Genomic DNA, 15,162 nt, shown 5'->3' with positions numbered 1-15,162 from the left:
GCGTTAGCGACCGTTAGATGCAATTCATGCGCGCAGAGAAATATTCCGCCGCAGATGATCCGCACGCGGTGCCGATCTGAGAAGATGGCGCCCCGGATTTTTTGCAGCGCACCTTCGCACGTTTCCCCGCATGGCTTCACATAACGCTCATCGTGCGACCGGCTGGGCAGCCGGTTTGATCGCCGCCGCGCTCGTCTGGCAGGCCGGCGCCGCCGGCGCATGGCACGCCGGCAGCTTCGCCGCCTTCCTCGGCGGCGTGGCCGGCGGCACCGCGCCCGACTGGCTCGAAGTGGCCTGGTGGACGCGCAAGCGGCGGCTCTGGATCAAACATCGGACGGCGACACATTGGGGCATCGGCTGGATCGCGCTGCTGTGGTTCGCCGATCGCGCCGTGGCCGCGCAGCATGCGTGGGCGCCGCCGCTGTTCGGCTTCGCGTGCGGCGGGCTCATGCATCTGCTCGCGGATTGGCCGAACCCGCTCGGCGTGCCGTGGATCCTGCAACGTCACTCGCTGAACTGGTGGAAAAGCGGCCGTTGCGACCTGATCGTGGTGACGGTCGCGTGGATCGGCGCGCTATGGCTTGCGCAGGCGGCGTGGCAGCGCGATGCGCTGCTCGAGCATTGGCTGCGGTGGTTGAGGATGGCTTGAGCGGCGGGTTGAAGCGCGAGGCGAGGCGTGAGAGCGGAATACGAACGCGGTTCGCGCCCGGCACGATCAAAACCTTTCGATGTTAGTGAACGCGCGGCGCGCGTTGAATCGGAAAGCGCCGATAGTCACCTACGAGAAATCGCAATCAGCGCGTCTGCGCCGCGACCTTCACGCCGAGCCCGATCAGCATCGAGCCGATCAGCTTGCCCTGCAGGCGGCGCAGCAGCGGCAGCCTGCCGAGCATGTGACGCAGCGGCCGCAGCGCGAACACCAGCATCGAGGTGTAGAGCGTGCCGAACACCGCGAACAGCACCCCCAACTCGACGAACTGGAAGAACGCATGCCCGTTCTCGGGATGCACGAACTGAGGCAGGAACGCGATGAAGAACAGCGCCGTCTTCGGGTTGAGCAATTCGGTCAGGATCGCCTGGCCGCACACGCGCACCGGCGACACATCCTGCTGCACCGGCGGCGCGCCATCGGCGGCCGGGGCCTGGGCCTGGGCCTGGGCGGCCAGCTTCGGCGCCGGCTCGCGCCACGAGCGCCAGCCCAGATAGAACAGATAAGCCGCGCCCACGTATTTCACGGCATTGAACGCGATCGAGGACGTCATCAGCAGCGCCGACAGCCCGGCCCCGGCCGCGAACGTATGGACGATGTCGCCGATCGCGCAGCCCACGCTCGCCATCACGCCGGCGCGCCAGCCGCCTTGCGCGGTGCGCGAGAGCACCATCAGCACGGCCGGCCCCGGCACCAGGAACAGTCCGAACATGATCACGATGAATGTGCCGAGCGTCGACAGGTCAATCACTTGCGCTTCCTTTCCATAAAGGGCCGTGCCCCAAACGGAACGGCCCCGCGCATTGCGCGCGAGGCCGAGATTGTACTGGGGCCGGGCCCAACGCGCAGGGCGTCACGTCCGGCAAGCCCTTGCCCCGTTCCCTGCTCGTTCGCTGCCCGGCCTTCGCGGCCGGTCAGACCGCCATTTCCGGCGGCGCCTGACGGAAGCCGCGCGTGAGCCAGCCCAAGTAAGCCAGGCCCAGCACGAACCAGATCGCCCCCAGCACCAGCGCCGATTTCTCGAGGCTCACGAGCAGCCAGATATCGGCGATCGCGCCGAGCGCCGGGAACAGCAGCCCGCCGATCGCGCCGAAGCGGCGCTGCTCGGGCGACAGCACGAAATACTGGCGCATCACGCACAGGTTGACCGAGGTGAACGCGAGGAACGCGCCGAAGTTGATGAACGAGGTGGAGGTGGCCACGTCGAGCTTCAACGCGATCAACCCGATCACGCCGGCGAACGCGATATTGAGCGCGGGCGTCTGGAAGCGCGGGTGGATGTAGCCGAAGATGCGGCGCGGCAGCACCTCGTCGCGGCCCATCGCGTAGAGCAGCCGGCCGACGCTGGCCTGCGCCGAGATGCCCGAGGCGAACTGCGCGAGGATCAGCCCGGCCAGGAACACCGACACGAAAATGTCGCCGCCCACCTTCTTGGCGATCTCGAACGCGGCCGAATCCGGGTCCTTGAACACCGCGCCCGGATGCGCCAGTTGCAGCGTGTAGGCCGCGATCACGAAGATCGCGCCGCCGATCAGCGCGATCAGCACGATGGCTCGCGGAATCGTCTTCTCGGGATTGACGGTTTCCTCGGTCAGCGTCGATACCGCGTCGAAGCCCAGATACGAATACGCGGCGATCGCGGCGCCGGCCATGGTGGCCGACAGCGGCACGTGCGCATTGAAGAACGGCTGCGCGGCGAGAATGCCGCCGGGGCCGGCGGCCGCCATCGCGTAGTGGCAGCACAGCGCCACGAACAGCGCGACGATTATCAGTTGCACCACCATCAGCACGATGTTGAAGCGGTTCGCCAGCTCGATGCCGAGGATGTTCAGGCCGCTCGTCAGCACGATGAACGCGACGATCCACACCCACGCCGGAATCGACGGAAACGCCGCGCCCAGATAGGCCGCGCCGATCAGCCAGATCACCATCGGCAGGAAGAAGTAATCGAGCAGCGTGGCCCAGCCGATCATGAAGCCGAGATGCGCGTTGAAGGTCTTGCGCGTGTACGTGTAGGCAGAGCCTGCCACCGGGAACAGGCGCGCGAGCTTGCCGTAGCTCAGGGCCGTGAACACGATCGCGATCAGCGCCAGCAGATAGGCCAGCGCGGCCGTGTCCTGGCTCGCGCCGGCCAGCACGCCGTAGGTGCCGTAGACGATCAGCGGCGCCATGTAGGCCAGGCCGAACAACAGCACGGACGGCAGGCCGAGCGTGCGCTTCAGGCGCGGCTCGTGGCCGTCGGGGCGCGACGGGGAGGATTGAGTCATGGTCGGTCTCCAGTGAGCGCGGCAACGCGCGCTCCTACGCAAAACACCAGGTTGCACGGGGCCGCACCGCGTGACGGCGCGCTGCGCAAGGCAGGCGACGTCGCCGCGGCGGCGGCATGGATCTACGGTCAGGCCAAGGTCAAGAAAGCGAACAACGGCCCGCCGGGCGGACGCCCGGCGGTGGACGGCTACGGCTCGCGCCGGCCCGCTCGCGCACGGCGGCGGGCCCGAGCGAACGGTCAGGCGGCAAGACGATCAGGCGGTGCGGCTGTCGAGCGGCAACGCAACAACAGCGAGGCAGCAACCCGGCACGAAGCAGCAGCGGAACGGCAACTTAAGCGGTAACTAAGCGGTAACCAAGCAGCAACCGAGCAGCGACGCAGCAGCAACACCAGCCACCACGAAGCGGCAGGCCGGTCATGAGCCGGCGCGCCACCTCCCCGCCCGGGTTCAGCGCGCGCGAATCACGCGGCCGCGCCCCGCGAACGGCTCGGCGTCCGGCGCGGGATCGTCGCGCAGGTCGAGCCGCACGCGCGCGTCGTGCAGATAGCTGTAGTGCTCCCGGCTCGCCGCGAGCAGCGCCGGGTCGAGCGTGGTGCACAGCACGGCATCCTCGCCGTGCAACTCGCTCAGGACATCGCCCGATGGCGCGATCAGCGCCGACTCGCCGGGGAAGCTCAGGTTGTCGTCGCCGCCGCCGATGCGGTTGACGAGCGCCGCGAACATCTGGTTTTCCATCGCGCGCGCCACGATCGCGCGGCGATGCACGGGGCCGAACGGATCCATGTTGCCGTTGGTCACGATCAGCAGATCGGCGCCGAGCGAGGCGATCGCGCGGGCCGTCTCGGGAAATTCGATGTCGTAGCAGATCAGCAGGCCAACCGTCAGGCCCTTGAATTCGCACACGGCAAAGCGCTCGCCCGGCTCGAACACGCCGACGTCGGACGCCCACAGGTGGGTCTTGCGGTAACGCAGCGCGATCTCGCCGGCGGCGTCGATCAGCACCGTGGTGTTGTAGAAGCGCTCGCCGTCGCGCTCGGCGAACCCCACCGCCACGCCCGTGCCGGCCGCGCGCGCGGCGTCGCGCACCGCACGCAGCGACGGGCCGTCGAGCGGCTCGGCCACGTCACGCACGTTCTCGCGCGTCGGAAAGCCGGTCAGCGTGGTTTCGGGAAACACGATCAGGTCGGTGCCGTCGCGCCGCGCGCCGATCACCTCGGTCACACGCGCCAGATTCGGTTCGACGTTGCCGTCGACCACCGGGATCTGCGCCAATTCGATTTGCATCTGCTTGCCTCCAGTATTGCGGGCCGATAGACTCGCGCTCGCATTGCGCCGCGGCCCGAGCCTGCGGCGTGGCGCTATTATCGGGACGTTATTTTTGTCCAGGAATTCCCCACCTGGGTTACCACGATCGGAGGACACATGGAGCTCGACTGGCGCGATCTCGCGTTCCATCACCACGTCGCGACGCTGATCGAAGCGATCGACAGCGCCGACTTCTGGACCCGCCTGAGCCGCGTGCTGCAACGCTTCGTGCCGTTCGACAGTTGGGTGGGGCTGCTGTTCGCGCGCGAGCGCGCCCCGCTGGTGTGCGCCGAATCGCCCACCCCCGACGGCACCGTGGATGTGATGTTCCAGAGCTACCTGGGCGCGCTGTACCAGCTCGATCCGTTCTATATCGCGGCCTGCGAGCGCCCCGCCTCGGGCCTCGTCACGCTCGAATCGGTCGCGCCGGACAACTTCCGGATGACCGATTATTACCAGCGCTACTTCAAGAGCAACATCATCGGCGACGAGGTGCAGTTCAACCATGCCGTCGACGAGAGCCACACGCTGATCTTCTCGCTCGGCGCGACGCGGCGTTACAGCGAGCGCGATCTCGCCGTGTTCGCGGTGGTGGCGCCGTGGGTGATCGCGCTGATGCGGCAGCGCCTGCCTTACGAAACCTTTACCGGCGGCAGCACGCGAGGCACGGCGCTCGAAGCCGATGCGGCGCTGCCGGCCGCGCCCGACGAGGCCAGCTATGCCGAGCATTTCGAGCGCGTGGTGCAGCAGCGCGGGCACACGCCGCTGACGGCGCGCGAGGTCGAGGTGGTGCGACTGAGCCTGAGCGGCTTCTCGACACGCGCGATTTCCGAGCGGCTGACGATCTCGTTCGAGACGGTGCGGGCGCACAAGAAGCACATCTACGCGAAGCTCGGCGTCAATTCGCAGTCGGAACTGTTCGCGCTGTTCTACGAGCCGGGGCGCTGACCTCGGCCGCCGGCCGCGCACGGGCATTGCGTTAGGCGGGAGCATCCCCATCTGGGCCGGTGTGGTCGGTGTGGTCGCGATGACGCCGCTCGTGCCAAGCACCCCGCGCCAGCCGATCCGGCCCCGTCGGGGCTCTGGCACACTGATCCTTTCCCTTCGGCCATCACTGCACCCTTAATGGGGCGCGTGCGCACCGCGCCCGCCCGAGCCATCGAGATGGACACCCGTACCCGCCGCCCCCGCCCCGGCAGCAACCCGCTCGACGCCTTTCATCCGGCCGTCGCCGCGTGGTTCGCGCGCCGCTTCGACGCGCCCACCGAGGCGCAGGCGCTTGCCTGGCCGCCGATCCAGGCCGGCCGCTCGACGCTGGTGGCCGCGCCGACCGGCTCGGGCAAGACGCTGACCGCGTTCCTCTGCGCGATCGACGAGCTGGTGCGCGACGCGCTCGCGCACGACGGCACGCTGCCCGACGCCACGCTGGTGGTGTACGTCTCGCCGCTGAAGGCGCTGTCGAACGACATCCGCACCAACCTCGACGCGCCGCTGGCCGGCATCGGCGAGGAACTCGCGCGGCTCGGCCTGCCGGTGCCCGAGATCCGCACCGCCGTGCGAACCGGCGACACCACGCAGGCCGAGCGCAACGCGCTGCGCAAGCGTGCCGCGCACATCCTCGTGACCACGCCGGAATCGCTGTACGTGCTGCTGTCGTCGGAATCGGGGCGGCGCATGCTGTCGACGGTGCGCACCACCATCGTCGACGAGATCCACGCGCTGGCCGGCAACAAGCGCGGCAGCCATCTGGCGCTGTCGCTCGCGCGGCTCGATGCGCTGGCCGGGCGGGCGCTGCCGCGCATCGGGCTGTCGGCCACGCAGAAGCCGATCGACCGGGTGGCGCGATTCCTGGTGGGCACGACGCATGCGGCGAATACGGGCGATACGCAGGATGACGAAGCAAACGGCGCGGCCGCGCCGGCCTGCACGATCGTCGATGTCGGCCACGTGCGCGAGCGCGATCTCGCGCTCGAACTGCCGCCCGTGCCGCTCGACGCAGTGATGTCGAACGACGTGTGGGAGCGCGTGTACGACCGCATCGCCGAACTCGCCGCCACGCACCGCACCACGCTCGTGTTCGTCAACACGCGCCGGCTGGCCGAGCGGCTCGCGCGCCATCTCGGCGACCGGCTCGGCAACGACGCGATCGCCGCACATCACGGCAGCCTCGCCAAGGAAGCCCGTTTCGACGCCGAACAGCGCCTCAAGCACGGCAAGCTCAAGCTGCTGGTGGCCACCGCCTCGCTCGAACTCGGCATCGATATCGGCGACATCGACCTGGTCTGCCAGATCGGTTCGCCGCGCGGCATCGCGCCGTTCCTGCAACGCGTCGGCCGCTCCGGGCACCAGGTCGGCGGCACGCCGAAGGGCCGGCTGTTCCCGCTCTCGCGCGACGAGCTGGTGGAATGCGCGGCGCTGCTCGATTGCGTGGCGCGCGGCGAACTCGATCAACTGCGCGTGCCGCAGGCGCCGCTCGACGTGCTCGCGCAGCAGATCGTCGCCGAGGTGGCCTGCGCGGAATGGGACGAAACCGCGCTGTACCGCTGCTTCACGCAGGCCGCGCCCTACGCGGCGCTGCCGCGCGAACGCTTCGACGAGGTGCTGGCGATGCTGGCCGAAGGGTTTTCGAGCCGGCGCGGGCCGCGTCGCGCCTATGTGCATCGCGACCTGAGCACCGGCACGATACGCGCCCGGCGCGGCGCGCGGCTCACGGCCGTGACCTCGGGCGGCACGATCCCGGATACCGCCGATTACGCCGTGCTGCTCGAACCGCAGGCCACGCAGATCGGCACCGTCAACGAGGACTTCGCGATCGAGAGCCTGGCCGGCGACGTGTTCCAGCTCGGCAACCAGTCGTACCGGATCCTGCGCGTCGAGAACGGGCGCGTGCGGGTGGAGGACGCGCGCGGGCAGGCGCCGAACATCCCGTTCTGGCTCGGCGAGGCGCCGGGGCGCAGCGACGAACTGTCGGCCGGCGTCGCGCGGCTGCGCGCCACGATCGACGCGCTGCTCGAACAGGGCGAACTCGATCGCGCCGCGCCGGCCGCCTCGCGCGCGATCGGCGCGGCGCGAACGTCGGCGGCGGTGGCCGTGACGGCGCGGGTGGCGTCGGCGGCAGCCGTGTCGTCCAAGGGGGCCGCCTCGGCGCGGGTTACGCCGACGACTGCCGCGCAGGCCAAGGCGGCTGCCTCGGGACGGGCCATGCCCACGACTGCCGCGCCAGCCGAGGAGCCTGCCACGGAACCGGCCACGCCGATGGCCGCCACGCCAACCAAGGCGCCTGCCCCGGCGCGAACCATGCCCACGACTGCCACGCGGACCAAGGCGGCCCGCAAGCCGCCCGCGCAAGCACCGGAGCTGACCGCAGCCGTGTCGCCCGATGCTTCCACTCCGCCCGCATCCCCCCCCGCGTCCACCGAAGCCAGCCGCCTCGCCCCCGCCCTGACCTGGCTGACCGCCTCGCTCGGCCTCGCCCCCGAAGCAGCGCGGCAGATCGTCGACTATCTGGCGCGCGCCCGCGCGGCGCTCGGCGCGCTGCCGACCCAGCAGACGCTCGTGATGGAGCGCTTCTTCGACGAATCGGGCGGCACCCAGCTCGTGATCCACGCGCCGTTCGGCAACCGCATCAACCGCGCGTGGGGCCTCGCGCTGCGCAAGCGCTTCTGCCGCGCGTTCAACTTCGAGCTGCAGGCCGCCGCCACCGACGACGCGATCATCCTCTCGCTGTCGCTCGCGCACAGCTTCGTGCTCGACGAAGTCTGGCGCTACCTGCGCGCGGCCACCGCCGAGCACGTGCTGGTGCAGGCGCTGCTCGACGCGCCGCTGTTCGCGGTGCGCTGGCGCTGGAACGCCACCACCTCGCTCGGCCTGCCGCGCTACACGGGCGGCCGCCGCACCGCGCCGCAACTGCAGCGCATGAAGAGCGAGGACCTGCTCGCCACCGTGTTCCCCGATCAGGTGGCCTGCATCGAGAACATCGTCGGCGAGCGCGAAATCCCGAAGCACCCGCTGGTCGATCAGACGCTCGACGACTGCCTGCACGACGCGCTCGACACCGAAGGCTGGCTCGCGCTGCTGCGCCGCATCGAAGCCGGCGAGGTGACGCTGGTGGCGCGCGACCTGCCCGCGCCGTCGCCGCTGGCCGCCGAGATCCTCAACGCGAAGCCGTATGCGTTCCTCGACGACGCCCCGCTCGAAGAACGCCGCACGCAGGCCGTGCTGGCGCGCCGCTGGAGCGACCCCGAATCGGCCGACGATCTGGGCGCGCTCGACGCCGACGCGATCGCCGCCGTGCGCGAGGAAGCGTGGCCGCTGGTGCGCGACACCGACGAAGTGCACGACGCGCTGGTCAGCCTGGCCTGCGTCAGCGACGACGAAGCGCACGCGCACGACGGCTGGTTCGCGGCGCTCACCGAGCTGGCAGCGGCCAAGCGCGTGAGCGCATTGCAGCTGACCGATGCGCTAACGCTGTGGGTGCCGGCCGAACGGATCGCCTGCCTGCGCGCGTTGCATCCGCGCGCGCGCCTCGCCCCGCCGCTCGCCGCGCCGAAAGGCCGCGCCGCCGTGGACTGGACGCCCGAAGCCGCGCGCCTCGACGTGATCCGCGCGCGGCTGACCGGCTCCGGCCCGCTGCCGCTGACCGCCATCGCCGCGCCGCTCGGCCTGCCCGACGCCGAGGTGCAGGCCGCGCTGCTCGCGCTCGAAGCCGAGGGCTACGTCATGCGTGGCCGCTTCACGCCCGGCGCGAGCGTCGAGGAATGGTGCGAGCGGCATCTGCTCGCGCGCATTCATCGCTACACGGTCAAGCGTCTGCGCCGCGAGATCGAGCCGGTCGAGCGCGCCGATTTCATGCGCTTCCTGCTGCACTGGCAGCACGCGAGCGCCGACACGCGCGGCCAGGGCCGCGACGCACTGACCGCCGTGGTCGAGCAACTCGAAGGCTTCGAGGCGGCGGCCGGCGCGTGGGAAGACGAACTGCTGCCGGCGCGCGTGAGCGATTACACGACGGGCGGCATCGACGAACTGTGCCGTTCGGGCCGCATCGTCTGGACCCGCATCGCGCCGCCCGCGCGGCCGGCCGGCGCGGCCGCCAAGAGCGGCGGCGGCCCGGTGAAGACCACGCCGATCGTGCTGCTGCCGCGCCGCCATGTCGGCGTCTGGCAATCGCTGCACGAGGGTGCCGCCCCGGCGCTGTCGGCGCGCGCCACGCGCGTGCACGACGCGCTGGCTGCGCATGGCGCGATGTTCTTCGAGGAATTGGTGGACGACACGCGCCTGCTGCCCGTCGAACTCGAACAGGCGCTCGGCGAGCTGGTGGCGGCCGGCCGCGTCAACGCCGACAGCTTCGCCGGCCTGCGCGCGCTGCTGCGCCCGGCCGTCAAGCGCAGCGCGTTCTACAGCCCGCGCACACGGCGCGGCGGCGCGTTGATCGGCGGCATGGACGACGCCGGGCGCTGGTCGCTGGTGCGGCGGCCGGTGCGCGTCGAGATGGCGGGAGAAAGTGAAAGCGACAGCAACGGCTCGGACGGCAAACGCGACACGCTCGAACATCTGGCCTGGACACTGCTGCGCCGCTACGGCGTGGTGTTCTGGCGGCTGCTCGAACGCGAGGCCGCATGGCTGCCGCCGTGGCGCGAACTGTTGCGCGTTTATCAGCGGCTGGAGGCGCGCGGCGAGATTCGCGGCGGCCGTTTCGTGGCGGGGCTGGCCGGCGAGCAATTCGCGTTGCCGGAAGCGATTCCGGTGCTGCGCGAGATTCGCCGCCAGCCGGCCGACGGCCAGTGGATCGCCGTCAGCGGCGCCGATCCGCTGAACCTGGCCGGCACGCTGCTGCCGGGCCGCAAGGTGCCGGCGCTGGCCGGCAACCGCGTGCTGCTGCGCGACGGCGTGGCCGTGGCCGCGCTGATCGGCGGCGAGTTCGTGTATGAGGATGCACTGCCGCCCGACGAACGCGAGACGGCGCGCGTGAAGCTGGCGCGGCGGCGCTGACACGCGCCGCCGAAGCTCACGACAGCTTCGGCTTCAGGCCAGCGCAGGCGCACCAAGGCGCGTCGCGACGCCATACGACGGCGCCAGCGCCTGCCCGCCATTGCCGCCGGTCAGGCGAAACACCGACACCGCCTCCGACAGCACCGCCGACTGCTCGTCCAGCGACTGTGCCGCCGCGGCGGCCTGCTCGACGAGCGCGGCGTTCTGCTGCGTGACCTCGTCCATCTGCGTGACGGCCTGATTGATCTGCTCGATGCCGCGCGACTGCTCGTCGGAGGCCGCCGAGATTTCCGCGACGATGTCCGACACGCGGCGGATCGCCTCGCGCACGCGGCCCATTTTGTCGCTGACCTCGTTGGCCTGCCCCGCGCCGCCCTCGATCAGCGTGACCGACGAGGCGATCAGCTCCTTGATCTCCTTGGCAGCCGCCGCCGAACGCTGCGCCAGCGTGCGCACTTCCGACGCCACCACGGCGAAGCCGCGCCCCTGCTCGCCGGCACGCGCCGCTTCCACCGCGGCGTTCAGCGCCAGGATGTTGGTCTGGAACGCGATGCCCTCGATGGTGCCGGTGATCTCCGAAATCTTGCCCGAGCTGCCGCTGATCTTGAGGATCGTGTCGACCATCTCGCGCATCGCCTGGTTGTTGTCGTCGGCCAGGTTCGTCGCGTTGGTGGCGAGGCCGTTGGCCTGACGCGCGTTCTCGGCGTTCTGCTTCACCGTCTCGGTCAGTTGCGTCATGCTCGACGCCGTTTCTTCCAGCGAGGCGGCCTGCTCCTCGGTGCGCGCCGACAGGTCGAGGTTGCCGGTGGCGATTTCCTTGGCCGCGAGCGAGACCGAGCCGGTGCTCGCCTGAATGCGGCGCACGGTTTGCGACAGTTGCCCGTCCATTGCCTTCAGCGCATGCATGAGGTCGCCGAATTCACCGCGATAGTGGCTGTCGATACGCGCTTCGAGGCGACCGTCGGCGATCGTGTTGGCCACCGCGATCGCGCTCTCGAGCGGGCGCATGATGGCGCGCAGCAGGTAGACCGATGCGCCGGCCGCCACCAGCATGCCCACGATCACGAGCGCGATCGCGATGGTCAGCGCGGTGCGCGCGCTGTCGCCGCTGTCGGTCGTCATTTGCCGCGCCTGCCGGTCGTTCAGCACGATATCGGCCTTGATCTGGTCGAGCATCGCGTCGGCGGAGGCGTTTTCCGCGTCGATGATCTGCCCCGCCGCGTCGTAGTTGCCGGCGGCGAGCGCCGACAGGATCTGCTGCGTGGACTGATGCAACTGCGGCATGGCCGCGTTGATCTTGTCGGCGATCTCGTGCTCCTCCGGCGACGTGATCGCGCCCGGGTAGTAGCCCGGCCACTGCTTGTCGAGCTGTTCGAGCGAGCGGCGGATCGAGTCGATCCCCGCGCGGGTGCGCTCGTCGGAGTGCACCACCTGCAAGGTCCGCATCAGGCGGCGGATGTCGAGCACCTCGCCGCGCACCGCGCCGAGAATCCGAACCGGTTGCACCACGGTGGTGTATTCGTCGCTGACCGTCTGCCTGAGGTGCGAAATGGTTAGCGATCCGAAGATCCCGACCAGCGCGATGATCAACACGCAGGCCGTCATGGCCATCACGATTTTGAAACGAACGGTGTGATGCATGCGGCTCAAGATGCGGTTCTCCAGTTCTGTCGCCCCGCAATGCGACCGGTGTCGATGCGGCGTCGGTATCCGTCGACACAGTGTCGGACACCAGCCCGCGATTACGGCCCGCCGCGATCCAACTTTAGCTTTTTCGGTATTTTTCTTTCTTAAACAGGAATGAATACCGGAATACAGGTAAGCATTCAGAAATCTTCTGACGAATGACGCAAATGGCCCGCCCGGCGTGCAATCTGCCCAGGCGGGCCGGTTCGCCGCGCGGCATGCGATTACACCGTGCATGCCGATTTCTTTCAGCGTTTCCGCAAAACGCGCGCAGGCGCTTTACGCTCAACCGCGCCAGGCGGAACAGCGAATCACCGAACAGAAGTTGCCGGCGTGGAAATGCGGCTCCTTGTCGGCGATCACGTCGGCCTTGACGTTGCCGAAGGTCGTGTCCGGCTTGTGGCGGATGCCGTCGTAAAACGCCTGGATGATGTCTTCCTTGAAATGCGGCGTGCGCGGGTGCGCATGCGTGACCGCGTCGCGTTCGTGATCGCTGTATTGCTTGTAGGTCAGGCCGAGCACATCCATCTCCACGCCGGCCGTGACCAGCGCGACCACCGGGTGCATGTGCTGCGGAATGCCGGGCGTGGTGTGCAGCGCGATGGCGGTCCAGACCAGATCGATGTCGTGCTGCGCGATGCCGCGCTGGCGCAGGAAATCGCGCGCGGCGTTCGCGCCGTCCACCTCGAAGCGCTCGTGCGCGCTGCTGTGCGACGGCACCAGGCCGACATCGTGGAACATCGCGCCCGCGTAGAGCAGTTCCGGGTCGAACTTCAGGCCGCGGTCGCGCCCGGCCAGCGCGCCGAAGTAATAGACGCGGCTCGAATGATGAAACAGCAAGGGACTTTCGGTGTCCCGAACAAATTCCGTTATGTCGCGGGCCAATTGGCTGTCGGGCACGCTGATGCCGCCGATGTCGATCATGATGTTCTCCGTGTGTGGGCTTCGGAGACCATTCTCCCGCGTGCTAGTATTGTCTTCAATCGGCGTGACACGCCACTTTCTGCCAAATCGCGCGGGAAGCGGCCACCGCCTTCAGCGGGAGTTTCCATGAGCAAGACCATCGCCATCCTGGCCGTGCCGGGCGTGCAGTTGCTGGACGTCAGCGGGCCGCTCGACGTGTTCGCGCAGGCCAACCTGGAAGCGGGCCGCGCGGCTTACCAGTTGCAGGTGCTGGCCTGCGAGCCGGGGCATCTGGTCAGCTCGTCGGGCGCGCGGCTGGTGCCCGACGCGGTGGTCGGCGACGCCCTGCCCGATCCGCACACGCTTCTGGTGGCCGGCGCGCCCGGCATCGCCACGCACGACGCGCCGGCCGTGTCCGGCGCCGTGCTGGCCTGGTTGCGCGGCGCGGCGAAGCGCTGCCGCCGGTTCGGCTCGGTGTGCACCGGCGCGCTGGTGCTGGCCGATGCCGGCCTGCTCGACGGCCGCCGCGTCACCACGCACTGGGCCGCCGTCGAGGCGCTGGCCGCGCGCTGCCCGGCCGCCGAGATCGAACCCGATGCGCTTTACGTGCGCGACGGCAAGCTGCGCACGGCGGCCGGCGTGACGGCCGGGCTGGACCTGGCGCTCGCGCTGGTCGAGGAGGATCTGGGCCGCGAGATCGCGATGCGCGTGGCCAATCAGTTGGTGATGTATTTCAAGCGCCCGGGCGGGCAATTGCAGTTCAGCCGCCACGGCGAGACGGCGCCGGCGGGCCGTTCGGTGCTGCAGGACGTGCAGCGCTGGGTGGCCGCGCAGCCGGGGCTCGATCACAGCGTGGGGAGCCTCGCGGAGCACGCGGGCCTGAGCCCGCGGCATTTCGCGCGGCTGTTTCATGCGGAGGTGGGGGTCACGCCGGCGGCGTGGGTGGAGATGGCGCGCGTGACGGCGGCGCGCGCGCTGATCGAGACGGCCGGCGACGCGCCCAAGCAGGTGGCCGCGAAATGCGGCTTCGCCAATGCCGATGTGCTGCGTCGTGCGTTCGTCAGGCACGTGGGCGTGACGCCGGCCGAGTATCGCAAGCGTTACCGGCGCGAGGCGGACTGAGAGGTCAGCCTCGCGGCGTCGGCGTTGGAATCAAGTCGCGCTGGTCCCGCGGCAGCGCCAGCGGCGTTGCCGCACCGGTTCGGCCGCCACCACTTCCGTCACGTTGCGCCACCAGCGTTCGCCGCGATGCGGCGCGGCCAGGTCGAGCCGCTCGCCCATGCGTGGCGTGGCGAGCGGAATGCCGCGCGCGGCCGCCAGGCCGAACACGCGCTCGAACGGGTCCTGCCAGCGGTGCATCGCCAGATCGAACGTGCCGTTGTGCACCGGCATCAGCCAGCGTCCGCCCAGATCCTGGTGCGCCTGCACCGTCTGCTCGGGCTGCATGTGCACGTACGGCCATTGCGCGTCGTAGGCGCCGGTTTCGAGCAGCGTCACGTCGAACGGGCCGTAACGTTCGCCGATCTCGCGGAAGCCGTCGAAATAGCCGGTGTCGCCGCTGAAGAACACCCGCAGGTCGCCGTCGATGATCGTCCACGAGGCCCACAGCGTGCTGTCGCTGTCGAACAGGCTACGGCCCGAAAAGTGCTGCGCCGGGGTAGCCGTGAACGCGATGCCGTGCAGCTCCGTGCCCTGCCACCAATCGAACTGGCGCACCTTGGCCGCGTCGACGCCCCACTCGATCAGGCGATCGCCCACGCCGAGCGGCGTCAGGAACACCTCGGTAGTGGCGGCCAGCGTCAGCACGGTGTCGCGGTCGAGGTGATCGTAGTGGTCGTGCGAGAGGATCACGCCGGCCAAGGGCGGCAGCTCGGCCAGCGCGATCGGCGGCGCGTGGAAGCGCTTCGGCCCCATGTTGCGGAACGGCGAGGCGCGTTCGGCGAACACCGGATCGGTCAGCCAGAACTGGCCGCGCAGCTTCAGCAGCATCGTGGAATGGCCGAGGCGGTAGAGGCTGCGGTCGGGCGCGGCGTCGAGCGCCTCGCGCGTGAGCGGATCCACCGGCAGCGTGCCGGCCGGCGCGGTGCCGCCCGGCTTGTTGACGAGCATGTTCCAGGCGATCGACACCATCTTGCCCATGCCCTCGGCCGGGCGCGGCCGCACGTTGCGGAAGCGCTCGCCGTCATGCTGCGGCGAGCCGGCCGACATTGCGCGGCCTCGGCGCGCGGCGGCGAAGCCCAGCGTGCGGCTGAACCATTGGGAGAGCGAAGTCATCGGGATCCGTCCGGAATCGAAAAGTAG

10 protein-coding genes are annotated in these 15,162 nt (G+C 69.7%); 4 read left to right on the top strand and 6 right to left on the bottom strand.

The genetic code is table 11. The features are described 5' to 3' along the window. Positions 1-130: 130 nt before the first annotated feature. Complete coding sequence (locus tag AB4850_RS04390) at positions 131-649, top strand: metal-dependent hydrolase (protein ID WP_414441382.1); 519 nt, start codon at positions 131-133, stop codon at positions 647-649. Between the two features lie 145 nt (positions 650-794). Here AB4850_RS04390 and AB4850_RS04385 read toward each other — a convergent pair whose 3' ends face one another. The 3 genes from AB4850_RS04385 to AB4850_RS04375 form a co-directional block, all read right to left on the bottom strand. Further along, on the bottom strand, positions 795-1,460 hold the full coding sequence (locus tag AB4850_RS04385; RefSeq protein WP_414441381.1) for a LysE family translocator: 666 nt from the start codon (positions 1,458-1,460) through the stop codon (positions 795-797). Between the two features lie 163 nt (positions 1,461-1,623). Continuing rightward, a complete protein-coding gene (locus AB4850_RS04380) occupies positions 1,624-2,976 on the bottom strand; it encodes an APC family permease (protein WP_414441380.1) in 1,353 nt (450 codons plus the stop codon). A 450-nt stretch (positions 2,977-3,426) separates the two neighbouring features. Beyond that, the gene (locus AB4850_RS04375) at positions 3,427-4,263 is read right to left on the bottom strand and encodes a carbon-nitrogen hydrolase family protein (protein ID WP_414441379.1); all 837 of its coding nucleotides are present in this window, start codon (positions 4,261-4,263) and stop codon (positions 3,427-3,429) included. A gap of 138 nt (positions 4,264-4,401) precedes the next feature. On the opposite strand from AB4850_RS04375, the gene AB4850_RS04370 reads away from it, so the two are divergent. After that, positions 4,402-5,232: a response regulator transcription factor gene (locus tag AB4850_RS04370; RefSeq protein ID WP_414441378.1), complete on the top strand. Its 831-nt coding sequence runs from the start codon at positions 4,402-4,404 to the stop codon at positions 5,230-5,232. Positions 5,233-5,448: 216 nt separating this feature from the next. Further along, a complete protein-coding gene (locus AB4850_RS04365; protein WP_414441377.1) occupies positions 5,449-10,272 on the top strand; it encodes a DEAD/DEAH box helicase in 4,824 nt (1,607 codons plus the stop codon). A 33-nt stretch (positions 10,273-10,305) separates the two neighbouring features. On the opposite strand, the gene AB4850_RS04360 is transcribed toward AB4850_RS04365, so the two are convergent. Both AB4850_RS04360 and AB4850_RS04355 read right to left on the bottom strand, forming a co-directional pair. After that, positions 10,306-11,922: a methyl-accepting chemotaxis protein gene (locus tag AB4850_RS04360; protein WP_414441376.1), complete on the bottom strand. Its 1,617-nt coding sequence runs from the start codon at positions 11,920-11,922 to the stop codon at positions 10,306-10,308. 321 nt (positions 11,923-12,243) lie between these two features. Beyond that, positions 12,244-12,882 (bottom strand): HD domain-containing protein, encoded by a 639-nt coding sequence (locus AB4850_RS04355; RefSeq protein WP_414441375.1) that lies wholly within the window; start codon positions 12,880-12,882, stop codon positions 12,244-12,246. 126 nt (positions 12,883-13,008) lie between these two features. On the opposite strand from AB4850_RS04355, the gene AB4850_RS04350 reads away from it, so the two are divergent. After that, on the top strand, positions 13,009-13,983 hold the full coding sequence (locus AB4850_RS04350) for a GlxA family transcriptional regulator (RefSeq protein ID WP_414441374.1): 975 nt from the start codon (positions 13,009-13,011) through the stop codon (positions 13,981-13,983). Between the two features lie 30 nt (positions 13,984-14,013). Here the strand turns inward: AB4850_RS04350 and AB4850_RS04345 are convergent, their stop codons facing one another. Beyond that, positions 14,014-15,135 (bottom strand): MBL fold metallo-hydrolase, encoded by a 1,122-nt coding sequence (locus AB4850_RS04345; RefSeq protein WP_414441373.1) that lies wholly within the window; start codon positions 15,133-15,135, stop codon positions 14,014-14,016. Positions 15,136-15,162 lie beyond the last annotated feature (27 nt).

This window comes from Burkholderia sp. 22PA0106, from assembly GCF_047497155.1.
Lineage (GTDB): Bacteria > Pseudomonadota > Gammaproteobacteria > Burkholderiales > Burkholderiaceae > Burkholderia.
Note: the sequence above shows the minus strand (reverse complement) of the source record. Positions and strands in the feature narration are given on the sequence as shown.

Coding starts and splice junctions, on each gene's coding strand:
- AB4850_RS04390 (WP_414441382.1), top strand. CDS start 131: ATGGCTTCACATAACGCTCATCGTGCGACCGGCTGGGCAGCCGGTTTG.
- AB4850_RS04380 (WP_414441380.1), bottom strand. CDS start 2,976: ATGACTCAATCCTCCCCGTCGCGCCCCGACGGCCACGAGCCGCGCCTG.
- AB4850_RS04375 (WP_414441379.1), bottom strand. CDS start 4,263: ATGCAAATCGAATTGGCGCAGATCCCGGTGGTCGACGGCAACGTCGAA.
- AB4850_RS04370 (WP_414441378.1), top strand. CDS start 4,402: ATGGAGCTCGACTGGCGCGATCTCGCGTTCCATCACCACGTCGCGACG.
- AB4850_RS04365 (WP_414441377.1), top strand. CDS start 5,449: ATGGACACCCGTACCCGCCGCCCCCGCCCCGGCAGCAACCCGCTCGAC.
- AB4850_RS04355 (WP_414441375.1), bottom strand. CDS start 12,882: ATGATCGACATCGGCGGCATCAGCGTGCCCGACAGCCAATTGGCCCGC.
- AB4850_RS04350 (WP_414441374.1), top strand. CDS start 13,009: ATGAGCAAGACCATCGCCATCCTGGCCGTGCCGGGCGTGCAGTTGCTG.
- AB4850_RS04345 (WP_414441373.1), bottom strand. CDS start 15,135: ATGACTTCGCTCTCCCAATGGTTCAGCCGCACGCTGGGCTTCGCCGCC.